This window comes from Marinobacterium jannaschii DSM 6295 (genome assembly GCF_000620085.1).
In the GTDB taxonomy this organism is placed as follows: Bacteria; Pseudomonadota; Gammaproteobacteria; order Pseudomonadales; family Balneatricaceae; genus Pontibacterium; species Pontibacterium jannaschii.
The window spans coordinates 53,674-76,735 of sequence record NZ_JHVJ01000018.1; the positions used below are offsets into that span (position 1 = coordinate 53,674).

The 23,062-nt window shown below is 56.7% G+C and carries 23 protein-coding genes; 12 read left to right on the forward strand and 11 right to left on the reverse strand.

Annotation, left to right across the window (positions count from 1 at the left end; translation table 11 throughout):
• Positions 1-2,435, reverse strand: a 2,435-nt coding sequence (locus Q354_RS29065) for a glycosyl hydrolase family 28-related protein (RefSeq protein WP_211252242.1), incomplete at its 3' end; no start/stop codon positions are given.
• Between the two features lie 353 nt (positions 2,436-2,788).
• Here Q354_RS29065 and Q354_RS0110580 point away from each other — a divergent pair.
• The 3 genes from Q354_RS0110580 to Q354_RS0110590 all read left to right on the forward strand — a co-directional run bounded on the left by Q354_RS0110580 (position 2,789) and on the right by Q354_RS0110590 (position 5,148).
• Entirely contained in the window at positions 2,789-3,427 is a 639-nt protein-coding gene (locus tag Q354_RS0110580; RefSeq protein ID WP_036229485.1) for an SGNH/GDSL hydrolase family protein, read from the forward strand.
• Positions 3,428-3,757: 330 nt separating this feature from the next.
• Positions 3,758-4,396 carry a DUF1326 domain-containing protein gene (locus Q354_RS0110585; protein ID WP_027857576.1) on the forward strand — a complete coding sequence of 213 codons (639 nt, stop codon included), beginning with the start codon at positions 3,758-3,760 and terminating at the stop codon, positions 4,394-4,396.
• 266 nt (positions 4,397-4,662) lie between these two features.
• Positions 4,663-5,148, forward strand: a complete 486-nt coding sequence (locus Q354_RS0110590; protein WP_027857577.1) for a GNAT family N-acetyltransferase — start codon at positions 4,663-4,665, stop codon at positions 5,146-5,148.
• Here Q354_RS0110590 and Q354_RS0110595 read toward each other — a convergent pair.
• Positions 5,145-5,636: a LabA-like NYN domain-containing protein gene (locus tag Q354_RS0110595; RefSeq protein WP_027857578.1), complete on the reverse strand. Its 492-nt coding sequence runs from the start codon at positions 5,634-5,636 to the stop codon at positions 5,145-5,147. The genes Q354_RS0110590 and Q354_RS0110595 overlap by 4 nt on opposite strands.
• Before the next feature lie 62 nt (positions 5,637-5,698).
• On the reverse strand, positions 5,699-7,144 hold the full coding sequence (locus Q354_RS0110600; RefSeq protein ID WP_027857579.1) for a DEAD/DEAH box helicase: 1,446 nt from the start codon (positions 7,142-7,144) through the stop codon (positions 5,699-5,701).
• Between the two features lie 218 nt (positions 7,145-7,362).
• Between Q354_RS0110600 and Q354_RS0110605 the strand changes: the two genes are divergently transcribed.
• From Q354_RS0110605 to Q354_RS0110635, 7 genes are all read left to right on the forward strand, one after another.
• Positions 7,363-7,815 (forward strand): DUF302 domain-containing protein, encoded by a 453-nt coding sequence (locus tag Q354_RS0110605; protein WP_027857580.1) that lies wholly within the window; start codon positions 7,363-7,365, stop codon positions 7,813-7,815.
• A 56-nt stretch (positions 7,816-7,871) separates the two neighbouring features.
• Positions 7,872-8,291 carry a GFA family protein gene (locus Q354_RS0110610; protein WP_027857581.1) on the forward strand — a complete coding sequence of 140 codons (420 nt, stop codon included), beginning with the start codon at positions 7,872-7,874 and terminating at the stop codon, positions 8,289-8,291.
• 14 nt (positions 8,292-8,305) lie between these two features.
• Positions 8,306-9,076, forward strand: a complete 771-nt coding sequence (locus Q354_RS0110615; protein ID WP_051560053.1) for a fructosamine kinase family protein — start codon at positions 8,306-8,308, stop codon at positions 9,074-9,076.
• 14 nt (positions 9,077-9,090) lie between these two features.
• A complete protein-coding gene (locus tag Q354_RS25400) occupies positions 9,091-9,915 on the forward strand; it encodes a DUF4344 domain-containing metallopeptidase (RefSeq protein WP_051560054.1) in 825 nt (274 codons plus the stop codon).
• Positions 9,916-10,030: 115 nt separating this feature from the next.
• Positions 10,031-10,585, forward strand: coding sequence for a cysteine hydrolase family protein (locus Q354_RS0110625; protein ID WP_027857583.1), 555 nt, complete (start codon positions 10,031-10,033; stop codon positions 10,583-10,585).
• Positions 10,585-11,550 carry a GlxA family transcriptional regulator gene (locus tag Q354_RS0110630; RefSeq protein WP_027857584.1) on the forward strand — a complete coding sequence of 322 codons (966 nt, stop codon included), beginning with the start codon at positions 10,585-10,587 and terminating at the stop codon, positions 11,548-11,550. The genes Q354_RS0110625 and Q354_RS0110630 overlap by 1 nt, the downstream gene beginning before the upstream one ends.
• Before the next feature lie 38 nt (positions 11,551-11,588).
• Positions 11,589-12,452, forward strand: a complete 864-nt coding sequence (locus tag Q354_RS0110635; RefSeq protein WP_027857585.1) for an ATP adenylyltransferase family protein — start codon at positions 11,589-11,591, stop codon at positions 12,450-12,452.
• Between the two features lie 128 nt (positions 12,453-12,580).
• Here Q354_RS0110635 and Q354_RS28875 read toward each other — a convergent pair whose 3' ends face one another.
• The 4 genes from Q354_RS28875 to Q354_RS0110650 form a co-directional block, all read right to left on the reverse strand.
• On the reverse strand, positions 12,581-12,820 hold the full coding sequence (locus Q354_RS28875) for a GDCCVxC domain-containing (seleno)protein (RefSeq protein WP_084332547.1): 240 nt from the start codon (positions 12,818-12,820) through the stop codon (positions 12,581-12,583).
• Positions 12,820-13,230, reverse strand: coding sequence for an organomercurial transporter MerC (gene merC / locus Q354_RS0110640; protein ID WP_027857586.1), 411 nt, complete (start codon positions 13,228-13,230; stop codon positions 12,820-12,822). Before merC ends, Q354_RS28875 begins: the two co-directional genes overlap by 1 nt.
• A 77-nt stretch (positions 13,231-13,307) precedes the next feature.
• On the reverse strand, positions 13,308-13,703 hold the full coding sequence (locus Q354_RS0110645; protein ID WP_027857587.1) for a MerR family transcriptional regulator: 396 nt from the start codon (positions 13,701-13,703) through the stop codon (positions 13,308-13,310).
• Positions 13,704-13,839: 136 nt separating this feature from the next.
• Positions 13,840-14,733 carry a LysR substrate-binding domain-containing protein gene (locus tag Q354_RS0110650; protein WP_027857588.1) on the reverse strand — a complete coding sequence of 298 codons (894 nt, stop codon included), beginning with the start codon at positions 14,731-14,733 and terminating at the stop codon, positions 13,840-13,842.
• 159 nt (positions 14,734-14,892) lie between these two features.
• Between Q354_RS0110650 and Q354_RS0110655 the strand changes: the two genes are divergently transcribed.
• Both Q354_RS0110655 and Q354_RS0110660 read left to right on the forward strand, forming a co-directional pair.
• Complete coding sequence (locus Q354_RS0110655; RefSeq protein WP_084332548.1) at positions 14,893-16,059, forward strand: TauD/TfdA family dioxygenase; 1,167 nt, start codon at positions 14,893-14,895, stop codon at positions 16,057-16,059.
• Between the two features lie 385 nt (positions 16,060-16,444).
• Positions 16,445-17,356: a LysR family transcriptional regulator gene (locus tag Q354_RS0110660; protein WP_027857590.1), complete on the forward strand. Its 912-nt coding sequence runs from the start codon at positions 16,445-16,447 to the stop codon at positions 17,354-17,356.
• A gap of 134 nt (positions 17,357-17,490) precedes the next feature.
• Here the strand turns inward: Q354_RS0110660 and Q354_RS25405 are convergent, their stop codons facing one another.
• The 4 genes from Q354_RS25405 to Q354_RS0110685 all read right to left on the reverse strand — a co-directional run bounded on the left by Q354_RS25405 (position 17,491) and on the right by Q354_RS0110685 (position 22,951).
• Entirely contained in the window at positions 17,491-18,708 is a 1,218-nt protein-coding gene (locus Q354_RS25405) for a putative manganese transporter (RefSeq protein WP_036229425.1), read from the reverse strand.
• Positions 18,709-19,132: 424 nt separating this feature from the next.
• Positions 19,133-20,866: a BCCT family transporter gene (locus Q354_RS0110675; protein ID WP_027857591.1), complete on the reverse strand. Its 1,734-nt coding sequence runs from the start codon at positions 20,864-20,866 to the stop codon at positions 19,133-19,135.
• A gap of 621 nt (positions 20,867-21,487) precedes the next feature.
• On the reverse strand, positions 21,488-21,850 hold the full coding sequence (locus Q354_RS0110680) for a Rieske (2Fe-2S) protein (protein WP_027857592.1): 363 nt from the start codon (positions 21,848-21,850) through the stop codon (positions 21,488-21,490).
• Between the two features lie 21 nt (positions 21,851-21,871).
• Complete coding sequence (locus Q354_RS0110685) at positions 21,872-22,951, reverse strand: amidohydrolase family protein (RefSeq protein ID WP_027857593.1); 1,080 nt, start codon at positions 22,949-22,951, stop codon at positions 21,872-21,874.
• Between the last annotated feature and the right edge of the window lie 111 nt (positions 22,952-23,062).

Genomic DNA, 23,062 nt, shown 5'->3' on the forward strand with positions numbered 1-23,062 from the left:
TCAGTACCGGAATCAGTACCGGAATCAGTACCGGAATCAGTACCGGAATCAGTGCCAGAATCAGTACCGGAATCAGTGCCGGAGCCAACCTGAACCGTCAGGATGTCCGACCAGTACTGATCGCCGGACGCGTGTCCGCCCAGCACCTGAATCTGATACTCACCTTCGGTTTCCGGGGTGTAGTCGAAGTTGTAGGGAGCGTTGGCCCAGCCTGCCCATTTCCCGTTGATGTAGAGGTCCATGGCATTAAACAGGCCGGTGTAGCCATCGCCATTGGCGAAGATGCGGAACGGAGTCGCAACCTGCAGGTTATCGGTGCCGCCTTTGATCGCCAGGGTAATATTGTTGTCCTCCGGAGCCGGCCGTTCACTGAAGTCCTCTTTTGTAGTGACCGGGTCCGGACTGGCGCCGGTGTAGCTGAAGTACCAGTCTTCCGCCGGCAGTGTTTCGCTGGCGATATCGGAGCCAAGCGAGGGCCAGCTGGCGGTGTTGTAGAACGACGGCGCGCTGTCGAGGAAATAGGACGCTGGTAGCGGTGAGTCCTCGTATCCGCTTTGCTGATCGGTTTTACCATTGAAATAGCTGTAGTTACCGTGCAGCACCATCGTAGATTCGTCGATGGTGTCTTCACCCTGATATCCCGGTACCCCCCAGACCTTGTCGATGCCCACTTCACCCTGGGTGATGTTGTTACCAATGATGTACTGGTAGTTGGAGTGGTCGCCCACCAGCAGTGATACGGTACGAATGCTGTTGCGCAACATCACATTGTCCGGACCGGTCGGCCCCCAGTAGTCACTGATCAGCAGGTGCTGGCCGATATTGGACTCGAACAGGTTGGAGTATGCATAGTGGCCGTGCATCACGATGTCGGATGGAATCCAGTCACCGCCTATATCCTGAAAGGGTTCGCGGGAATAGTTGTAGGCAAAGACGTTACCGTTGGCCCCGAGGTGGGCCATCATCGCCGTGGAGAGTTTGCGGAATGCGTTATTAATCGCCAGCGAACCGGACGTTCGCAGGGAGAATTCCACCGCGTAGCCGTGGCCGCCGGTACCGTAATCGCTGGCAACTTCAAAGTAGCTGTCGCGCACTTCTACGTGGCGTGAGTGAGATGCACCAACGTGGCTGCGTGACGCAGAATGGGAGTGAACCCCTCTGACCCAGACGTTACTGCCGTAGTTGATGCGGATCATATTGGTATCGCTGGTGTCGGTACGGGTGATCTTAAAGTCTTCGAAGCCAACGCCGTTTACCATCTCAGCCGGTGCTGCCCAGATACCGTAGTCCGGGTCCATATCGATACGGACCGGGTCGGCCAGGGTGATCCAGTCCCCGTCGATTATTTCGATCCGGGTAAAGTGGCCGATCAGGCGGCCAGCCCAGTACTGACGCCAGTCCGATTTGGTTTCGTGCAGGCTGGCGTTATAGCCCTGCACCAGCTCGATATAACCACCTTCGCTGAACTGTGCAGGATCGCTGACCCGAATACGCAAGGAGCCTTTAGTCGCTCCTTCCAGGATCTCCGGGTAACCATTGGCGGCGGTCACATACTGGTAGCCGCTACCGGAGCCGATCACCTTGAGGGCATCATCCTCATGGTTGGCGATCAGCAGGGTTTTATCCATACCGGCGCCACGCAATACCACGCCCGCAGGGAGATCCAGGCCACTGTTCAGGTTGAAATCCCCTGCCGGGACATAAACAGCGCCGTTGCCGGAGATGCTGGCAATAGCATCTTTGAAGGCAGCGGCATCATCGCCGCCATCGTTTGCCACAGCGCCAAAATCCAGCACATTGGCCTGCACGGCGATGGCCGGAATACCGCCTTCAATACCCGCGTTCCATTCAGGAACCTGATGGCCGAACACATCGAGCATCCCGGTGAACAGCGGGCCGATGTCGGTGCCGCTGTTCGCGCCGCTATCGCCATCGCCGGATCCGGTGTCGCCCGAGCCGGAATCACCGCCATCGCCGGAACCACCGCTGTCATCGCCACCGCCACCGTTATTTCCGCTTCCACCGCCGTTGTCACCGCCGCCAGTGCTGTCTGTGGTCTCGATAAGCAGCTCATCGGACCAGATATGTTGGCCGGATGAGTGGTTCCCGACCACCTTGAAGCGGTATTCCCCGCTATCAGCAAGCGTATAGCTGAACTCAAATGGCCCACTGGTCCAGGCCGTCCACTGGTCGTTGACATAGAGGTCAACCGCGTAGAACTCACCGCCCAGGTGAGCGCCTTGTGCATTGAACTGCAGGCTATCGCCTGGCTGATAACCATCGCTATCACCCGTAAGAGTAAGCCATAGAGTATCGCTGCTCTGTTCCGTACTGATGCTGTTCAGCGCCGACTGACTGTCGGCCGCCTGCAGGATGGCGGGCTGGGAGAGAAAGAGAAGCAGGGTAATTGCTGTCGACCGGCTGATTCCATTCACTGTAAAAACCTCACTAAGTAAAATGTCGTAGTAATGATAGTTCTTTTTACCTAATTTAAAACAACTGTTTTAAGTCTGAAACCATTTACGGGCCTTCAGCGTCTGCTGTCAATTTGTTGAATAATCAATAAGATATCGTCGGCTTAATAGAAGAGGTCGATAATTTGTGCTGATATCCGCCGAAAATGCAGTTAAAGCTGAGAATGTTGTTTCGGAGCCTTAAGCTGCGAGCGCATAAATTCGGTTGCGACTATCAATAAATTTCATGTTCAATGGTTAACCAGCTGTAGCCGGCGCAGCCCGACCGATGTCCTGGCCAGCCGGCAGAACCTGAAATGGAAGGAGTTGAGGATATGGAGCAGATTCTTGTATATGCCGATTCGCTGAGCTGGGGCATTATCCCGCAGAGCCGGCAGCGTCAGCCTTTTGACCGGCGCTGGCCGGGTGTGATGGAAAGCGAACTGCTGAGTCAGGGCCTGAAGGTGCGGGTGATCGAAAACTGTCTGAATGGACGCCGCTCGGCCTGGTCCGATCCGTTTAAAGCGGGCCGTGACGGGTCCGAGGGGCTGGCGCAGGTGATCGAGATGCACTCGCCGCTAAAGCTGGTGATTATCATGCTGGGACATAATGACTTTCAGAATACTCATGATAATGATGTCTGGTTATCCGCCCAAGGCATTGCCAAGCTGATCGGCATTATCCGTCAGGCACCCATCGAGCCTGGCATGCCGGTGCCGGAGATTCTGGTGATCGCCCCTCCGCAAATCATGCAGCCAAAAGGCGCAATAGCGCCTAAATTCTCCGGTGCAGCAGCCCGTATGCAGGGCTATGCCGAGGCACTGGCAGCCATGACGGCAGACCAGGGTGTCGACTTTTTCGACAGTAACAGCCTGCTTGGGCCGAGTCAGGTGGATGGCATCCATCTTGATGAAGCGCAGCATCCGCTGTTGGGCCGGGCTGTGGCGGCACGGCTGCGAGAGCGTTTCTTCTAGATATTTCGCTTGATCGCGATCGCGGATATTAAGCTGCCTGCCGGCGGGGCATGGCGTTCTGCCCCGGTGACAGCAGCGCTGGAACGCCTGACCGCGAAGTGCGGATGATTGCGACAGCGGTCATTTGAGACTATACCTGTTGTGATCCTGATCGATGGTTCAATAATCGTAATGCCGGTGCCGTTGTTCGCGTCAGGAGGATTCTTTTCCTGATTCCTTTCGGGATTCTGTCCGGGTGCCTGCCCGGTTGCCGATGCAAGCCGGCCAGGTCTCTCCTGAGCACACCCAGTGCCAAGTCAGCCCGTTGTCGTTTCCCCGCGGAGGTAAACCATGAGTATGACCGAATGGCAGGTCGAGGGGCTGGAGTTTGGCGTCTGTAACTGCGCCTTTGGCGGCCCCTGTCAATTTGAAGCCTTGCCCACAGAGGGACATTGTCATGGATTTGAAGTGGTGCATATTGAGAAAGGGCATTTTGCCAGTGTGGATCTGAGTGGTCTGAATATTGCGTTGCTCTATGAGTGGCCGGGACCGGTCTTTGAAGGCCAGGGGGCGATGCAGGCGGTGATCGACCTGCGGGCCAGCGAGGCTCAGCGTAATGCGCTGGAGTGTATTCTGCATGGCGGGGAAACCGAAGACGCCGCGACCCACTGGTGGCTGTTTCGGGCCATGAGTAAGACTGTCTACAAGACGCTCTATCGCAGGATCGATTTCAGCTGTGATATTGAGGCGCACACAGCCCGGGTTGTGATCCCCGCAGTACTGGTGGCGACCGGCGCCCCCCTTAAGTCGCCGGCCACAGTTGAAAAACCGTCGATGCAGCATCAGGCCGCCGCAGGCTCTGAGTATGCCGCCGCCGAGATGGGGGCGGGCAGTGTGCAGTCGGAGGGACCAATCCGGCTCGATATCAGTAACCGCTATGGGCAGTTTAACCGTCTGCGGCATAACGGCCACGGCATCATCCGGCGTTGAAGCGGCCGGTGCGGACAGGTCGCCAGGTTATCGGTCTGATTGCCGGGCTGGCTCCCTGCCTGCTTCTGTGAATGTATCTGTGACCGCTCCGGCTTCTCGCTGATCAGCTCGCTGCAGGGGATCTTATTGCGGCTGGCGTATGAATGCTGGTATTGGGTTAGCTTTTATCGGTATAGCTTTGGTGATTAAAGACCAGCCGGATATTTCCATAACGCTATCCTTCAGCCGCCACCAGAGTAACGCAATAGATCACAGGAGAGAATCGCTTGAGCCCAGACCGAATCGATGCCGTTATCATCCGAGCGGCTTGTGCCGCGGATGCTGATGCCTTAACCCGGCTCTATCTGTCGGCGCGACGGACGTTGCTCTCCTATGCACCGCTGGCACACGACGATGCCGCAGTCGCCTACTGGATGGCACAGATACTGATTCCACAGGCTGATGTCAGGGTTGCTGAGCAGGATGGTCAAGTGGTGGGCTTTTATGCTTTGTCTGAAGATGAGCAGGGCGGCTGGCTGGATCAGCTCTACCTGTTACCAAGTCGCACCGGAGAAGGACTTGGGACAGGGCTGCTGGAACATGCACTGCAGCATGCGACCTATCCGCTGCGGCTCTTTACCTTTCAGCAAAACTCCATTGCCCGGGCCCTCTACGAGAAACATGGCTTTATCGCCCGGAGTTTCAGCGATGGGCGCAATAATGAGGAGGGCGTACCGGATATTCTCTATCGGAAAGAGATGAAAGCGGATTAGAGCAGCAGTTTTTCGTCGATTGCGTTGAAGAAGCTGGCGGCGTCGATCAGTGAATTGGCGGTCAGGGCCGGTACGCCGTAGGCTTCGGCGAAGACGCCGTACTTGTCCCGCACCTTCTTCAGCAGCAGATCAAAGTCGCCATCCCCCGAGAGCAGGATTACCCGGTCGACCATGGGGGCGGTCTCCAGCAGGTCGATGGTGATACCGACATCCCAGTCGCCCTTGGCGGAGCCGTCGCTGCGCTGGATATAGGGCTTCAGGCGCACTTCAAAGCCGATCTGACGCAGGGCGTTCTGAAATTTCCGCTGACCTTCGTCGCCACGGTCGATCGCATAGGCAAAGGCGGTGACGATGTCGCCCTCACGGCTGATCTGCTGCCACAGCTTGCGGTAGTTAAACTGGCGGCCGTAGGCCTGGCGGCAGGTGTAGTAGATATTCTGCACATCGACAAAGATAGCGATGCGGTCGGCGCGGCGGTTGTCGGTCATAAGCGGATCGGTGAGCTTTTAGGGCAAAAAAACGCCGGGCTTTGCGGGGCCCGGCGTTGCTGTTATGTAGCCTGAGAAGCCGGACTGCGGCGAGGCTGGCTGTTACGGCCCTGACCATTACCTCTGGCCTGAGCATTACCCTGGGTCTTTGGCCTGGCGCTCCGGTTGCCGTTTGCGTTGTTACGCTGCTGGCCACGGCCTTCGCCGTTACCCTGAGGCTTGGCCTGAGCGTTCGCGGACGAGCGACGACGTCTTGGCTTATTTTCGTTGCCGTTGCCGTTGCCGTTGCCACGGCCAGCCGCGGCCTGTTTTGGCTTTTTCGCAGCGCCGTTGCCTTTAGGGATACGCTGGCCCAGACGGGACTGGGGCAGGCTCTCTACCGGCTCAAAGCCACTGATCATCGAGCGTTCCAGCAGCTGGTTGGTCAGGCGTTCGATGCCGGCCAGCAGCTTGAACTCTTCGGCACAGACCAGGGAGACCGCGTGGCCGCTGGCACCGGCACGGCCGGTACGACCGATACGGTGAACGTAGTCTTCGGCCACGTTTGGCAGTTCGTAGTTAACCACCTGTGGCAGCTGATCGATATCCAGGCCGCGGGCGGCAATATCGGTGGCAACCAGGGTGCGGATTGCACCGCTCTTAAAGTCGGCCAGTGCCTTGGTGCGGGCACCCTGACTCTTGTTGCCGTGGATGGCGGCCGCTTTGATACCGGCACCTTCCAGATGACGGGTCAGGCGGTTGGCACCGTGCTTGGTCTTGGTGAAGACCAGTACCTGCTGCCATTTGTGATCTTCGATCAGCTGGGTCAGCAGGGCCGGCTTACGCTTCTTGTCCACCGGATGCACCATCTGTTCGACGGTCTTAGCGGTGGCATTACGAGGGGTAACCGAGATCTCTACCGGATCGTTCACCAGCCCTTTGGCCAGAGAACGGATCTCATTGGAAAATGTCGCGGAGAACAGCAGGTTCTGGCGCTGCTTTGGCAGAACTGCCAGAATCTTACGGATATCGTGGATAAAGCCCATATCCAGCATACGGTCGGCTTCATCCAGTACCAGTACTTCCAGCTGATCAAACTTGACGGCTTTCTGGTTATACAGGTCCAGCAGACGGCCCGGCGTGGCGACCAGTACATCGGTGCCACGGCGCAACTTGGTGATCTGCGGGTTAATCTTGACGCCACCAAACACTACGGCAGAGCGCAGCGGCAGGTTCTTACCGTAAGTGGTGACACTTTCGGCAACCTGAGCGGCCAGCTCGCGGGTAGGAGTCAGTACCAGCGCACGTACCTGGGTCGGTTTCGCCAGCGCGCCTTTAGACAGAATCTCCAGCAGGGGCAGGGTGAAACCCGCTGTCTTGCCGGTACCGGTCTGTGCTGCTGCCATCACGTCCTTGCCTTCGATGACTGAAGGGATAGCCTTTAACTGAATGGGAGAAGGTGTCTCGTAGCCCTGTTCTGCAACGGCTTCAAGGATCGGGGCGGATAACCCCAGGGAGGCAAAGCTCATAAACGGTTGATTCTCTAGATAATGACATAAGAAAGCCGTGACCCGGTGAAGGGACACGGCGCGGGTGGAGCTTACCGTATCTGGCGGGTGGTTGCGACTTGAAACATGTAAAACTGTACAAAAAGTCATCAATTTCTGCGAAGAGATGAACTTTCACTCATCGATACCGGTCAGTGTAGGGTTAGCAAATGCTCAATCAACCGATCGAAGGAATGAAAATGAAGAGACTGACCGTAGCGCTGTTGTTGTCTGCCCTGATCGCCCTGCCCGCACAGGCGGCGGAAGGGATGACCGATGTTGCCAGCGCCCATGATGTGGAAACCACCGCTGACCGCTTCGAGCAGGTGCTGAAGAAGAAAGGCATGACGATATTTAACCGCCTGCGCCACTCCGAAGGGGCTTCTAAAGTAGGTATCGAACTGCGGGATACCCAGCTGGTAATCTTTGGTAATCCCAAGGTGGGATCGCCATTAATGAAATGTGCCCAGAGCGTGGCGATCGACCTGCCACAGAAGGCACTGATCTGGCAGGACCCGGCCGGGCAAACCTATATCAGCTATAACGATCCGCAATACCTGAAACAGCGTCACAATATTCAGGGCTGCGACAAGGTGCTGGGCAAGGTGACCAAGGCGCTGGCCGGTATGAGTCAGGCCGCGGCGGCTGAGTAAGTCCGCCTGGCGGTCGCCGGGTGCAGCCAGAGACCACAATAAAAAAGGAGCGTGAAATGAGTGAGGCCAAAGTGCGGGGCAGCTGTCTGTGCGGCGATGTGCAGTACGAGATCGATGGCAACCTGGGGATCTTCCAATACTGCCACTGTTCCCGCTGTCGCAAGTTTACCGGGGCTGCCTACGGCGCCAACCTGTTTACCCGACCTGAGCTGTTTCGCTGGCTTAGCGGGGAAGCACGGATCAGTCGCTATGAGCCGGAAGACAGTAAGCACTTTGCCACCTGCTTCTGTAACCGTTGTGGATCGTCGCTGCCCTGGCTGACCAAGACCGCCAAGACCATCGTTATACCCGCCGGCACCCTGGATGATGATCCGGGCCTGACTCCGAGTCAGAATATCTTCTGTGCCTCCGGTGCGGACTGGTACCGGCCGGTGGAGGAGCTGCCGCAGTTTGATGAGATGCCGCCGCGCAAATAACAGGCAGCGCCGTTATGATCACCTTCAGTAAGTGTAATCCGCTGCCGGGCAGCGACAGCCTGAGCTGCGAAGCCGCAGGGCTGGAGCTGCTGCGCAGCGTTTTGTGCCAGTCAGGCAATAACCTGCTGCGGGTCCCGCAGCTGATCTCGCAATCGCCGGATCAGCTGCAGCTACAGGCGATCAGCCGCTGCGCGGCTTCGGCCAGGCAGATGGCCCGGTTGGGGCGCGGGCTGGCGCTGTTGCATCGGTTGCCTCAGGCCCGCTATGGGCTGGCGCAGGATAACTATATCGGCCTCAATCCCCAACCCAATGGCCTGAGCGACAACTGGGGCGAATTCTTCGTAACCCGGCGGCTGGAGTATCAGCTCGGACTGATCGCTGACGCCGCGTTGCGGCAGGGCTTCAGTGCCCGGCTGGCGGCCTGCAAGGTGACGCTGACCGGCTATCTTAACCGGTACTGCGAGCAGCCCTCGTTGTTGCACGGTGACCTCTGGTCGGGCAATGTGCTGTTCGATAGCGAGGATGTCTGGCTGATCGATCCGGCGGTCTACTGCGGTGACCGCGAAGCAGATATTGCCATGACCGAACTGTTCGGGGGCTTCAGCGCTGTCTTCTATGCGGCTTACGATGCTGAATATCCCCGTTCCGAGGTCTATCCAGCCAAGCGCACAATCTATAACCTTTATCACTATCTCAACCACTACAACCTGTTTGGCAGTGGCTATCTGGCTGCCTGCCAGCGCGGATTTGAGCAACTTCCCGGGTTAATCGATCACGCCGGCTGAATTAGGGACCCTTTATGCTGCAAAAATTTCCTGCCTTGCGAAGCCTGCTGGCAAGCTGTTGCCTGGGACTTTTTACCCTGCCCGTTGTGGCGGATACGGGACTGAATCTGATCTATCAGTCCCCGGCTGACAGTGAAGAGCGACAGATCCGCCAGCGCCTGATGCAGTCGCCGGAAGTGCGCCAACTGGTGGTGATGGTAAATGAAAACTTCCGCCTCAAGCGCTCGCTCAGCCTGGTGTTTGGCGCCGAAGATGGCCCGCTGTATGACCCGGAACAGGGCCAGATCTGGCTGCCCTACAGCTTTATGCAGCAGGTCGAGCAGCGCTTTAACAGCGACAGCCACTACCAGCCGCAGCTGGATGGCGAAGGCATCAGCGTCGAGACCGCCACCATGGATGCCCTGATGCACACCCTGTTGCATGAGCTGGGACACGCCCTGATCGATATGCACCAGATCCCGGTGCTGGGGCGTGAAGAGGATGCGGTGGACGGACTGGCGACGCTGCTGTTGATCGAACAATTTGAAGAGGGTGGCGAGATCGCCCTCAGCGCGGCAGACCTGTTCTACCTCGAAGGCGAGGAGATCGAACTGTTCGAGGATTCCGATTTCTGGGGCGAACACAGCCTCGACCTGCAGCGCTACTACAGCATCCTCTGCCATGTTTACGGCAGTGATCCGGAAAAGTATGAAGCGATAGTGCGTGACGCCGGGCTGACCGACGACCGTGCGGTGGGCTGTATCGCCGAATATGAACAGCTGCATGATAACTGGATGGCTCTGCTGAAACCCGGCCTTAAGCCTGATCCGGAGCAAACCGGCTTAAAAGCCAGGCACTAAGCAGCGCTCAGGCATAACTTGTCCGGATCGGTCCGTTACCGGGCCGGACAGAGCCTTCAGAGGTGCAGCTGCGGGCGCTAAAGTATCAGTCATCAATCACCACGGAGGATTCAAGATGACTGAGGCATGCAAAACCGCACTACTGGTAATCGATGTGCAGGATTCGTTTAAACAGCGCGATTACTGGGATCTGGCGGAATTTACCCCCTATGCAGAAAAACAGAACCAACTGATCGCGGCTGCCCGTGGCCAGGGCTGGCCGGTGGTGTTTATACTGCATAATGAAGACAGCGGCCCCTTCTCTCCGGCGTCCGGATTTGTCCGCCTGATGGATTTCGTCGATCAGCAACCGGGCGACCCCCTGTTTAATAAGCATGTGCATAATGCGTTGCTGGAGAGTGGTTTGCATGAGTGGCTGCAGCAGCAGGGGATCGGCAAGCTGGTAATCAGCGGCATCCGCACCGAGCAGTGCTGCGAGACCACCACCCGGGTTGGCAGTGACCTGGGGTATGAGGTGGAGTTTGTACTGGACGCGACCCTGACCTTCCCGATGCAGCATCCGCTCAGTGGCGATATTGTATCGGCGGCGGAGATCCGTTCCAGAACCGCACTGGTTTTGAACAAACGCTTTGCCACGATCCGCTTTACTGAGGAGTATCTGCAGGGGTGATGATCAACCCGCGCCGCATCTACCTGCTGGTGCTGCCCCGGGTCCATCTGCTGGACCTGGCCGCACCGGCGCAGATATTTGCCCACCCCTCGCTGGAGGGGCGGGTCGAGCTGCATTATATCTCCACCAGCCCGCAACAGAGCTCCAGGCAGGGACTGCACCTGGCCCGGCTGGAGCCGCTGCCACAGCAACTCCAGCCGGATGACTGGCTGATGCTGATCGGTACCAGTCGTCTCAACCAGCACCTGCATGAAGTGGAATACCGCGAGGCAGTGCAGTGGCTGCGTCAGGTCGACAACCAGTACGGCCTGCTGGCGGGCATCTGTTCAGGTACCCTGCTGGCGGCTCAGGCCGGACTCCTGCGCGGCAGACGCTGCACCACTCATCATGAACTTACCGACAGCCTGCGCCAGCTGGCCCGTGATGCACTGGTGCAGGATGACTGTATCTTCGTCGCCGATGATAAGGTCTGGACCAGCGCCGGGATCACTACCGGGCTGGATCTCTGCCTGCAGCTGGTGGCTGATCACTGGGGGCAGGATACCGCCGTCACCATCGCCCGCGAGATGGTGCTTTATCAGCGTCGCTCAGGGCAGGAGGCTCAGCTAAGCTTCTGGCTCAGCCATCGCAACCATATTGAAAGTCGCATCCATGCAGTGCAGGATCTGGTGATGGCGAGTCCCGGACACAGCTGGAACATGAGCGAGCTGGCACAGCGGGTACACCTGAGTGAGCGCCATCTGCGCCGCCTGTTTCAGAAAGCGACCGGGCACAGTCTGCAGGAGTACCTGCAACAGGCACGCCTTGAGCTGGCGCGGCAGCTGCTGGAGCAGACCAGCCTGAGCCTGGAGGAGATTGCCGGACGTTGCGGCTTCCAGGCCGAACGTAGCCTGAGGCGCAGCTGGTCCCGCTGGATGGCCGGTACCCCGAGCAGTTATCGCCGTCAGTTACAGTGGCTGAACTGAACGAATAGCTGCTACAGCAGCCATCAGGAGGATAAGCGTTGAACGAGAAAATCTGGCCGCAGCTGGTGGCTGTAACGGAAAAAGCGTTGTACTGCGGCGCGCTGCAGCCGATCGCTACCTACAGCGAAGATTATGTCGAGCAGGGCGTGAATTTCCGCTTGCGGGTGCTGGATAATCTCAGGCGCAAGAGCGAGGCCGGTCGGCGGCTGAAGAAGGCCGCAGATCATAGCCGTAATCCCTTCCTGCCCTACGAGCCGGAGCTTTACCTCGGTGAACTGGGCGATCATCATCGTCTGCTGCTGAATAAATTCAATGTCCTGCCGCATCATCTGCTGTTGGTCACCCGCGAGTTTGAATCCCAGAATGACCTGCTAAACCTCGGTGACTTCAGTGCGCTGGCCCGGCTGATGCTGCAGGTCGAGGGCCTGGCCTTCTTTAATGGCGGCAGCCTGGCCGGGGCCAGCCAGCCGCATAAGCACCTGCAAATGATCCCTGACCTGCCGCTGCCCTTTGGTGACTTTCTTGATCAGCTGGAAGGGACTCAGCCACAGCGCCTATCTGCCCTGGCTTTCCGGCATGCCGCGGTTGGCCTGCCGGAAACTCTGTTTAGCGAGTCGCCGTTTGAGGCGATTGCCCGGCAGCTTGAAGCCTGCTATCAACACCTGGTGCGTCAGCTGGGTATCCGTCACCGTAATGGCAAGGCGCTGGACAGTTACAACCTGTTGCTGAGCCGACGCTGGATGCTGCTGGTACCCCGCATTCAGGAATCGGTCGCCGGTATCTCTTTTAATGCCCTGGCTTTCAGTGGCTCTATACTGGTGCGTCGTGCGGAAGAGTTAACCACTCTGAAAGAGTACGGGTTGATGCGGGCATTGTCGGATATCACCGGAGAACCGCAGTAAAGCGTCCGGTCTGGCTGTATGACCGGGACTGGTATGATCCGGTGCACAGTGGCCCGGCTAGAGCTGATCGGAGGCGCTGTCGGCAGAAGAGACGCCAGAAGAATTTCAGTGAGTCCGGGACTCTATAGCTACTGCAATCCGTTAGCCGAGTGAGCGGAGCAACAGCTGGCACCTTCCTGTATTGGCGGGTAGGGAACCGTTCCGTAGGAGCAATACACACAGCAGTCACCGGGAAGCGGTTTAAGTAACGTCCTGCATCGCTCACATTCGTAGAACCATTGGCAGGCATTGGTCGGCATTGACTCGGTTTTAGAATGGCTGCACTCAGGGCAGGTAATCGTTGATTCCAAAATAATCTTGTTATCCATTACGACACCTTATTGGTTGTCGAAGCCTGGCAGCCTCGGTGAGGCGGAGAAAGGAGATTCCATAGTGCTACTCCAGACATAAGGAGAAGGGCGCTGTAAAACATATAGGTGCTCCATGAGTCAGTCCAGAACAGGTATAGAGTTGCCAGCACCATTATAGGCCCCGCAATGGCCAGAATCCCCCTCAGGTGGTGCCTATGGGACCACCAAGAGGCGAGTGCGGCAAGGAGCGCTAGCGTCGCAAACAGTGGCAGCAAAGTGTTTATGAAGATGCCTTCAAATTGTGCCAGGAATCCCATTCCCAGTGCAGACCCCAGCGCACCGAGTAGGGGAAAACAGGATGCACACCCCATTGCAGAGACGATCGATCCCAATGCTCCCAGCTTTTCGGTGAGTACTGATAACCGCATGCCTTTAGCTCTCTGTCATAGATAAAATCGATCCCTGGAGTATAAACTCCGTACTATGGTACGGAATCAAGCAGGTGCTATTCGCCTTGCGAAATGGCTTCGATAATCGGGCAGGAGGTATCGGTGCTGTCGCCCTCACAGGCGCTGATAAGAGCCTCTAGCGTATTTGCGATTGCGCTGAGGTCTTTGATTTTTCTTTTCACATCATCGAGTTTAGTGGCTGCTAACCGCTTGGTCTGATCACAGTCTCCCTCATCAAGAGAAAGCAGGGTCTTGATTTCTGCAAGACTAAACCCAAGCATTTTCGCGCGTTGTATAAACAGTATTTGCTGAATGTGCAGGCGTGTGTAGCTGCGATATCCGGAAACCGGTTTTGCAGGTTCAGGGATAAGCCCGGTGCGTTGGTAATATCTGATTGTCTCAACACCTACACCGGCCTGCTTTGCTGCGGCACTGATGGTCAGTTTTTTCATGGCCTTTGTACGTCATTTCTGGTCATTCAGGGATCGCACTTTACTATAGTGGCGAAAACAATCCGCTGGGAATATCTGCTTCAGCTCAGCAACGGACTTTGCCCGATAGATCAGACCTGGTGAGCCCGCGACTTACTCAGTCAATCACCACCTGCTCCATATCCTCCAATAGCCAGTCGCGGAATACTGCGGCTGACTTTGCCAGCGGATATTCCTGGCGGTAGCTAAGGTAGAAACTGTCCACTGTCTGCATATAAGCGTCAAAAGGTGCGATCAGCTTACCTTCCCTGACCATCCCCTCCATCAGGGAGTCATAACTGAGGCATACGCCAAAGTCATTTGCCGCCATATTCACCGCGATAGCGGCACTGTCGACCTGATGGCGTATACCCCGATCGATCACCTCGATACCCAGGCTGCTGAACCAGTCATTCCAGTTTTCGTGGTTACCCATAATTTCGATCAGCGGCTGGTGCAGCAGGTCACTGCCGGTGCTTAGCCTTTCGGCCACCCGCGGGCTGCAAAACGGGCGCATACGGGGTTTTACCAGGCGGTGATTGCTGAGACCGGGCCAGCTTCCGAGGCCGTGGCGGATCGCCAGGTCGGCAGGCATCGCCGTGAATTCACTGTCCCAGTTGGCGTTGACGATCTGCACGCTGATGGACGGGTAGAGGCTGCTGAAGCGCTTCAGGCGCGGCGCCAGCCAGAGCACCACAAAGGCGGTGTTGGCCTGAATTGTTAACTTACCCTCCTTCAGGGGCGAGAAGATATCGGCCGTGCCGCGCTGCAGGTGGTGCAGCGCTTCCTGTACCACCGGCAGGTAGGCGCGGCCGTTGTTGGTCAGGCTCAGTCTGCGCGGCAGGCGGTTAAACAGCGGCTGGTCGAGGCAGTCTTCCAGCAACCGGATCTGCTGGCTGACGGCGGACTGGGTCATATTCAGCTCGCGGGCGGCGGCGCTGAAGTTCAGCAGCCGGGCCGCTGCTTCGAAGGTTTTCAGCCAGTTCAGGGGCGGGAGTTTCTGGGTGGCCATCGATTGTTATGCTTCTTGTCGGGCTTTGATCGTTGAGCTTCGGTTGTCGGGGCATTAGCTCAGCTTATTATGATGCTAAAAATCCATCGTTTGTATCACTTTTTCAGCGTGATTAATATCGATGTCACAAAAACAACAAACCTAAGAGAGAATCTGGACATGCAACAGGCGATCGCTTCCAGCGCACCAAAGCCCGGCACTGAAAACGCTGTATTGATTGAAGAGGCGGAACAGAAACAGCACGCCCTGAGCGTGCGTTGGAGTGACGGAAATATCACCAGCTATCACTACCTCTGGCTGCGTGATAACTGCGCCAGTGGCTTTCACCCGGATACTCAGGAACGCTGCTTCGACCAGCTAAGCGTATCGGCTGATATCCACCCGATACGTATTGAGTTTGATACCGAGTGTCTCAGCGTGGACTGGTCTGAAGGCGATCACAGCAGCCGCTATCCCCTGAGCTGGCTGCGTGAATTTGCCTACTCTGAAGAGCTGCGCCGCCAGCAGACCAGCAGCTACGAAAGCTGGGCCAGTGATTTTGTGGAACGTATCCCCGCTGCCGAACAGCCTGAGGTGATGAGCAGCGATGAAGTGCTGTACCACTGGATGTCCGACCTGGATAAACACGGTCTGGCGATTATCCGTAAGATGCCCGCCACCGATGAGGCGGTGGTCGATACCGCCCAGCGGATCGATTACCTGCGCCGCACGAACTTCGGTGTCACCTTTAACGTCATCTCGGTACCGAAGCCGATCAACCTGGCCTATACCTCGATCGCATTGCCGTTGCATACCGATCTGGCTAACCAGGAAGTGCCGCCGGGTTACCAGTTCCTGCATTGCCTGGCGAACGAGAGTGAAGGCGGCGCCTCTACTTTTGTTGATGGCCTGCGGGTGCTGGAAGACCTGCGTGAAGAGGCACCTGAGCACTTTCGTCTGTTGGCGGAGCATCCGATCCCGTTCCGCTTCCATGATGAGGACCACGATATCCGCCAGCACCACCCGGTCATCAATCTGGACTGCTTCGGCAATATCGTTGAGATCAAGTACAACGCGCACCTGGCGGATATCTTCGACCTGCCGGAAGTGTTTATGCATGAGTACTACCTGGCGTATCGCAATCTGATGGGGCGTCTGAAAGATCCGCGCTACATGATCCGCCTGAAGCTGAAAGGTGGTGAAATGGTGGTGTTTGATAACCGCCGGGTGTTGCATGGCCGCGATGCCTTTGATCCGACCACCGGCCTGCGCCACCTGCGCGGTTGTTATGTCGATCGCTCCGAATTTAAGAGTCGCCTGCGGGTACTGGCGAAGCAGTTTGCCTGAACCTGCTGATCAGCCACCGGCGATTGCTGCCTGACAGCGGTGGCCGGTGTCTATGACTGATAATACTTCTCTGCAGTACTACTCCCTGGTTGGCCGACCCGGCAGGCAAGCGGCCTGTATTCGGCTCACTGCCAACCTCCGACGTGTATCGTCATGGCCCCATCGCGGGCCTTTTTTACTTCACCTGTGGCTAAAAAACAGACCCGCAAAGGGCGTGGCACAGGCACTGACCCAACAATGACGTAGTCCGGGAACGCCTGAGCCCTGTGGCCTCTGAGGCTTTGGGCGATGGTTCACCCCTCCGACAAGAAAAAATGCGGTTTTTCAGCGACTGATACCAGCGATGTGCAGTCCACTGGAATTCGGCCCAAACGGAGTCTCAACCATGAACCTGACCTATATCGATACCTTTCTCGATGTTGCCGCCAGTCGAAACTTTAACCGATCTGCCGAGAGTCTCTGTATCACCCAGTCGGCGGTGAGCACGCGTATCAAGGCGCTGGAAGAATCGCTGGGTGTGACCCTGTTCAGCCGCGGCCGTTTCGGTGCCGAGCTGACCCGCGATGGCGTGCGTTTTCAGCAGTACGCCAGCAAGATCAGCGAGACCTGGCGAGAGGCGAAACAGGACCTGACCCTGCCCCGGGGATACACCGGAGTGTTGCGTCTCAGCACCCAGTTCAGTATCTGGGAGCGACTGGTTAACCGCTGGCTGCTCTGGTTGCGGGAGAACCAGCCGGAGCTGGCGCTGCATATCGAAGCCGACTACTCGATGACTATGATGGAGCAGATTCTGGGCCGGGTGATCGATATCGGCATCATGTACCAGCCCCGGGCCTTGCTGGATATCGAGGTCTGTAAGCTATTTGATGACTGCTTCGTACTGATCTCCACCGAGCCGCAGACACTGGCCGGTATGGACCTGGATCGCTATGTCTATATCGACTGGTGTCCCGGCTTTCGCCACCAGCACAGCCTGACGGTGCCTCAGCTGCAGGCGCGGGGTGTCACCATGGGGTTGGGCACCATGGCGATCGAGTATCTTAAGCGTCAGGGCGGCTCGGTTTACCTACCCGCCTGGCGTACCCCCGAGCTGCTGGCCAGTGGCGAATTTTATGCTGTGGCAGGTGCACCGGTGATTACTCAGCCGGTCTTTGCCGTCTATCGCCAGGAGATCGCCCGCGAAAGCTGGCTGGCAGATGCGCTGGACAGCCTGATGGAGATCTCGGCCCGGACCGAACGGGAGTTGCACCAGCTGGTGGGGCTGTCAGGCGGAAAGGTGGAAACCCTGACGGTATAAGTGCCGTAAAAAGCTCAGGGGATATAGCAGGGCGGCCATTCCACTTGGAATGACCGCCTTTTTTGTATGGGAGGGAATTTGTAGGGGAGGGAATTTGTAGGGGAGGGAAAGAGCGGGGACCGGTCGGGGACGGATCAGGCTTCCAGCAGGAAGTAGGTTGCATAGGCGACAATCAGCGCCGGGACTGCACTGTATGCCGTAGCCAGTATTGCCGCTTTCGGCGCCATGGCAATGGCAGGGAACAGGGCATCACCGTCATTGCTGATCGCGTTACCGAGCTGGGCTGAGAGAGGCACTATTCCGGCCAGGTAGAGGCTGGTGGTGACGATCTGTGGTCCGCATCCGGGCAGCAGGCCGACCAGTACGCCGATCAGGGGGGCCAGCGGTGCCCAGACGGTAAACCACTGCGCCAGGTCGACGCCGCTGTAGTGCACGCCCAGTTCATAGATCAGGTAGGCCATCACCACCCAGACGGTGACGAAATTGGTATCCTCGATCACCCGGCCCAGAGTGCTGACCGCAGCGGTGGGGTGGGGATCATTGTCATCCATGGTGGCGACCCGGTTCTCACTTACCAGGGGACGATAGGCGGCGCCGGTAAACAGGTTGCTCCACATCAGCATGGCGATAATGCCGCCGATAAAGCCCAGCCAGAGCGTCGGCTCCAGAGTGGCAATGGGGCCAAACAGGCTATCGGTTTCCAGCTGCAGGGCCAGCATCATGCCCAGCACGACGCCGGGCAGCAGTAACATCGTCCAGACCGGTTTCAGCCAGCGACCGCTGCTGGCTTCGCTGTAGTTGCGACAGGCCGCCTTACTGCCGTCCATACGCATAAAGCCCGGACCATGTATTGCGTCGATAGTGTAGCCGGATATGACCCCAACCAGAATGCTCAGCAGCATCACCCCCAGTCCGGTCATCGGCTCCCGTGCCAGCAGCAGGAAGGCTGCATCCCCCATGGTGGCTGTCAGCACCGCCACTACGGCACCGAAGCCCAGCCGGCCATGGACGTACTGGGTGATGACCATAACGGCACCACCGCAGCCGGGCAGGGCACCCATCAGCGCTGCCAGGGGGACTTCCCAGCGTTGGTGCTGTTGTAACAGCTGCTCGACATCCAGCTTCAGGACCTTTTCCAGACCGTAGAAAATCGCCAGTGTCGCCGCTACAAAGACACTCACCTGCAGGTAGGCATCGCTGACGGATTGCACGATGATGCGGAAGGCTTCGCTGTCCATCGCCATTAATGCGATCAGCGCGGTTAACAGCAGGGTACGCCAGGGCAGGATCCGGTTGATCCGGGAGCCGGACTGGCCTGATTGTCGAACCGTTTGGGTGAAGGCTGTTTTCATATTACGGCCTCCTTTTTGATCAGCAGCTTTTCAATTGCTGTGATCTTATATCCGCTATTTAATTGCTGGCCTTTATGCCATGGTCTGATAATGATTCGCATAGAATTATTCCTCATCACTTTATGCGGCAGAGGATCGGCTGGAATTATTTTTATTACCGCATAGGTAGATGCTAAAAAAGCAGGCGGCAGATAAATAGCGAATTATTTCTGTCCCTTTAATCGAAAATACTTATCTATAAAAATTTCGTGAGGATGTGACTCTGGCAGGGGCAGGCATTGCCCTGGTGGGCAAAGGTGAGGGGGCAATCAAAGCGTCATTAAACTGTGTAGGGATCAGGGGCAGGGTAAGGGATGCTGAGACTAAGCCTGCGCGCACAAAAAAAGGGGCTGAAGTCAGCCCCTTTTGGTTTCAGTGCAGTTGATCAGGAAAGGTCAGCGACCTCGCGTTCGATCATCTTCTTGATATGCTCTTCGTTGTCGATCACTTTCTCGCCATCTTTGCGCAGGGATTTCACCAGTCCCACCATCATGCCCAGCAGGACGAAGGTGAATGGCAGGGCACCGGCGATAGAGGCTGCCTGTAGCGCTTTCAGCGCCTGGTTGCCACCCAGCAGCAGGATCATCAGCGTTACCGCACCCAGCGCCATACCCCAGAGGATACGCTGCTGCACCGGAGGACGGCGGCCGAAGGAAAGCAGGCGACCCAGTACCAGGGTGCCGGAGTCAGCCGAGGTAACAAAGAAGATCACAACCACTACCAGCGCGGCTATCTTAGCGATGACCGCTGCGACACCCGGCGTCATCACGTCAAAGGCAGAATACAGGGTACCGGCGTAATCCCAGTTATTTACCGCTGTATTGTAAATGGTCATATCGGCGCCGTAGATGGACTCGTAGATACCGGCGGAACCGATCACGCCAAACCACACCAGTGCCACAGCGCATGGGATGAATATCACACCCAGGACGAACTCACGGATGGTACGGCCACGGGAGATACGCGCGATAAACATACCAACAAATGCCGCCCAGGCGATCCACCAGCCCCAGTAGAAGATAGTCCAGCCACCCTGCCATGTACGCTCTTCCGGTGAACGGGCCGTCCACAGGCTCATGGATAGGTTGTTAGCGATGGTATCGCCCAGTGCCGTCAGGGTGCTGGCGATCAGGTAGTTACCGTTACTGGCCATCAGGAAGTACGCCAGGATGACGATACAGATCCAGGTGTTCAGCTGGGACAGAATCTTAATCCCTTTGGCGACACCACTGGTGGCGGAGAGCGTGGCGATGATGGTAATCAGCGCGATAGATATAACGGTAACCGTCTGGGATTTGGCTTCCAGAACGCCGAGGGAGATCAGGCCGGCGCTGATCTGTTCCACACCCAGACCCAGCGTGGTCGCGATACCGAAGATGGTACCAAACACGGCCAGGATATCGACCGTATGACCAATAGGGCCGTAGATCTTGTCACCGATCAGTGGGTAGAGCGACGAGCGCATGGACAGGGGTAACCCTTTGCGGAACGCAAAGTAAGCCAGTGAAAGACCGACGATGGCGTACATGCCCCAGGCGACAAATCCCCAGTGGAAGATTGTCAGGGTCAGGCCGCCGGCCGCAGCTTCTGCAACCAGGTCATTCGGCACCGGGAATCCTTCGTCACCGGGCATCAGGCCCGCTGCCAGCGCAGCCTGCTTGGCTTCAAAGAAGGTAGCGACTGCCGCTTTAACTTCTGCGCTCAGGAAAGGGTTACCGCCGCTCCAGCCGCTGGCGAAGTGGATCATCGGCTCGGACATGGAGAAGAACAGCATACCGGCGCCGGTGCCGCAGCCAAACAGCATAGAGAACCAGGCGAAGTTGCTGAATTCAGGACGGTCATCGTCGCGTCCCAGTCGGATGCTGCCTGTTCTGGAGAACATGGCATAGATACACACGGCAAATGCCAGGAACATAACCAGTACGTAATACCAGCCGAGTGTGCTCTCGATCCAGCCTTTCAGTCCGAGGAACTGTTCGCTGGCCGCCTCGCCGAGGATGACGGTGTAGAGGATAAAGCCTGCAATCATCACGAATGCAGTGATGCCTAATGTTGAGTTCAGGCCTTTGAGAATGCCGCGCTTTTCTATGAGCGCGTCAATTTCATCATTTGGAAGCATTATCTCACCCTGTATATTTATATTTATGTTGTTGGGTTTTTTATTGTTGGTTTCAGGTTGGATTAATTAATCCTGATGCGGACCTCCTTAGGTGTGAAAGTTACTATATGGGAGTTGTAAATAATTGATATGGGGGGTGTCGTTATTGGGTATGGTTGCGTCGGTTGACCGTTTGTTTCCTTGTCACTCTGCTGTGATTAATCGAATACTTCTATGGAAAGTGCTTGTGCGATTTTTTGAGCTATAAGTAAATTTCATACATCGCCCCAAAAATATTTATAGGTCAGAAATTTGTGTGATTTTTCAGGGGGGCTATTTTGGAGGATAGTGATTTTTATCTTCCTAAATAGAAAGTAACCGGGGTTTGGTAATCTCTTTTAAATAAAAGTGCAGCCCGACACTCTCAAACTTAGCTCTTAAAAGCTATCGAGAGCGACAGATGCCGGACTGCAAAAAGGGAAGGCCAGGAAGCCCGCAAATAAGTCGCTGATGTTAACCGGCGGCTGTTAAGACCTGAGGCCATCTGACTTGCTTACAGGCTCGCTAAACCATTCCCTGACCTGGATTGGGATAAGCAGGGGGCCCGGCCCGGCGGGGGGAAGCCATCGGGCCAGCAATGAATTACAGGTGAACCATCACGCTGTCGCCTTCAATACTGGTTGGGTATGTGCGGGCTTTTATGGATGGGTCGACCAGGAATTCGCCGGTCTTAATATCAAACTCCCAGCCATGCCAGGCGCAGCGTACCAGTTCATTTTCCTTTACATAGTTAAATTCCCGCTTGCCGCTGCAACAGCCCTCGGTGGTACCACTGACCGGGCCTTCGCAGACCGGAGCGCCCAGATGGGGGCAGACATTCAGCATGGCATAGTAATCTTCGTCGATCTGGAAGATACCGATCGGCAGGTTATTAACCTGCACGATAGCCGGTTCACCGGGTTTGACGTCGTGGGTTTTGCAGGCGAACTGAATATTGTTGCTCATGGTCATACTCCTGTGCCGGGCTTATGCCGCTTTGCTGTCAACGATGGTCTGGATACGCTTGTATACCTGCAGGGCGTTGCCGCCGAGCACATTGTCACGCCAGTCCGGCGGAATATGCAGGGCATTCACATCGTCCTGATCCCAGTGCGGGTAGTCGGAAGCAAACATCAGCGTGTTCTTGCCATCCATTGCCTCCAGCGTCGACCAGAGGTGTTGCAGGTTGGCAGGCCGCTCCAGTGGCTGGGTGGTGAAGCGGATATGGTCACGGCAATATTCGCTTGGCAGCTTCTTCAGCCAGGGGGTTTCCTTGCGCAGCGCCTTGTAGTTGGCATCCAGACGCCACATCACACTCGGTACCCAGGCCACGCCGCATTCGATCACCACCATATACAGCTCCGGCCATTTCTCGAATACGCCCTGGGCAATCATGCTGGCCACATGGGTCATCGCTGTCTGTGGCAGGATGGCATGGGTCTCCCAGAAGAAAGTGGTTGGCCCGGCGCCGATCGGGTTGGAGTTGATCCCACCCTGACCGCCCAGATGCATGGCGAAGGGCAGGCCGACCTCGGCACAGGCTTCGAAGATCGGGTGGTAGAACGGGTCACCGTATGGCCGGCTGGCACCGTGCGAGGCAAGTACCTGTACCATCCGTGGGTGGTGGCCGAGGCGGCGGATCTCTTCTGCAGCTAAATGTGGGTCCTGGGGCGCGATAATGATGGAGCCGACAAAGCGGTCATCCAGTGGCAGCCACTCTTCTATCTGGTAATCGTTATAAGCCTTAACCAGCGCGTTGGCATAGTAAGGGTTCGCCAGCGTGGAAGCTTCAAGGCTTTCATCGCCGGTCAGTATCGCGAAATCGATATTGTACTTATCCAGGTGCTTCGATTTCATGATCTGGTAGTTTTCAGCTTCGCTCTGCGGATCGATATCCGCACGCTTGAAGCCCTCCGGGTGGAACCATGGCCGGTGCGCATGGGGAAAGGCGCCCTTTGGGCCGGTGCGTTCGCCACGAACGAAATAATCCTTAAAAAACGGGTCCATATAAGGCAGCAGTACTTCGGCACTGCACCAGTAGTTATGGCAATCGACATCAATAATCATCTGTCACCTCATCTGAATTTATTGTTGTTTTGCGATGAGTTGATGCTAGGGATTCACGGATATTTTAAATAACGATTAATTCTGGTCTTATTGATCCGGATCAATGATGGA

What these genes read in the sequence shown, in the direction of transcription:
- Q354_RS0110580 (WP_036229485.1), top strand. Translation starts at nt 2,789, where the DNA reads ATGGAGCAGATTCTTGTATATGCCGATTCGCTGAGCTGGGGCATTATC.
- Q354_RS0110585 (WP_027857576.1), top strand. Translation starts at nt 3,758, where the DNA reads ATGAGTATGACCGAATGGCAGGTCGAGGGGCTGGAGTTTGGCGTCTGT.
- Q354_RS0110595 (WP_027857578.1), bottom strand. Translation starts at nt 5,636, where the DNA reads ATGACCGACAACCGCCGCGCCGACCGCATCGCTATCTTTGTCGATGTG.
- Q354_RS0110600 (WP_027857579.1), bottom strand. Translation starts at nt 7,144, where the DNA reads ATGAGCTTTGCCTCCCTGGGGTTATCCGCCCCGATCCTTGAAGCCGTT.
- Q354_RS0110605 (WP_027857580.1), top strand. Translation starts at nt 7,363, where the DNA reads ATGAAGAGACTGACCGTAGCGCTGTTGTTGTCTGCCCTGATCGCCCTG.
- Q354_RS0110610 (WP_027857581.1), top strand. Translation starts at nt 7,872, where the DNA reads ATGAGTGAGGCCAAAGTGCGGGGCAGCTGTCTGTGCGGCGATGTGCAG.
- Q354_RS0110615 (WP_051560053.1), top strand. Translation starts at nt 8,306, where the DNA reads ATGATCACCTTCAGTAAGTGTAATCCGCTGCCGGGCAGCGACAGCCTG.
- Q354_RS25400 (WP_051560054.1), top strand. Translation starts at nt 9,091, where the DNA reads ATGCTGCAAAAATTTCCTGCCTTGCGAAGCCTGCTGGCAAGCTGTTGC.
- Q354_RS0110625 (WP_027857583.1), top strand. Translation starts at nt 10,031, where the DNA reads ATGACTGAGGCATGCAAAACCGCACTACTGGTAATCGATGTGCAGGAT.
- Q354_RS0110630 (WP_027857584.1), top strand. Translation starts at nt 10,585, where the DNA reads ATGATCAACCCGCGCCGCATCTACCTGCTGGTGCTGCCCCGGGTCCAT.
- Q354_RS28875 (WP_084332547.1), bottom strand. Translation starts at nt 12,820, where the DNA reads ATGGATAACAAGATTATTTTGGAATCAACGATTACCTGCCCTGAGTGC.
- merC (WP_027857586.1), bottom strand. Translation starts at nt 13,230, where the DNA reads ATGCGGTTATCAGTACTCACCGAAAAGCTGGGAGCATTGGGATCGATC.
- Q354_RS0110645 (WP_027857587.1), bottom strand. Translation starts at nt 13,703, where the DNA reads ATGAAAAAACTGACCATCAGTGCCGCAGCAAAGCAGGCCGGTGTAGGT.
- Q354_RS0110650 (WP_027857588.1), bottom strand. Translation starts at nt 14,733, where the DNA reads ATGGCCACCCAGAAACTCCCGCCCCTGAACTGGCTGAAAACCTTCGAA.
- Q354_RS0110655 (WP_084332548.1), top strand. Translation starts at nt 14,893, where the DNA reads ATGCAACAGGCGATCGCTTCCAGCGCACCAAAGCCCGGCACTGAAAAC.
- Q354_RS0110660 (WP_027857590.1), top strand. Translation starts at nt 16,445, where the DNA reads ATGAACCTGACCTATATCGATACCTTTCTCGATGTTGCCGCCAGTCGA.
- Q354_RS25405 (WP_036229425.1), bottom strand. Translation starts at nt 18,708, where the DNA reads ATGAAAACAGCCTTCACCCAAACGGTTCGACAATCAGGCCAGTCCGGC.
- Q354_RS0110675 (WP_027857591.1), bottom strand. Translation starts at nt 20,866, where the DNA reads ATGCTTCCAAATGATGAAATTGACGCGCTCATAGAAAAGCGCGGCATT.
- Q354_RS0110680 (WP_027857592.1), bottom strand. Translation starts at nt 21,850, where the DNA reads ATGAGCAACAATATTCAGTTCGCCTGCAAAACCCACGACGTCAAACCC.
- Q354_RS0110685 (WP_027857593.1), bottom strand. Translation starts at nt 22,951, where the DNA reads ATGATTATTGATGTCGATTGCCATAACTACTGGTGCAGTGCCGAAGTA.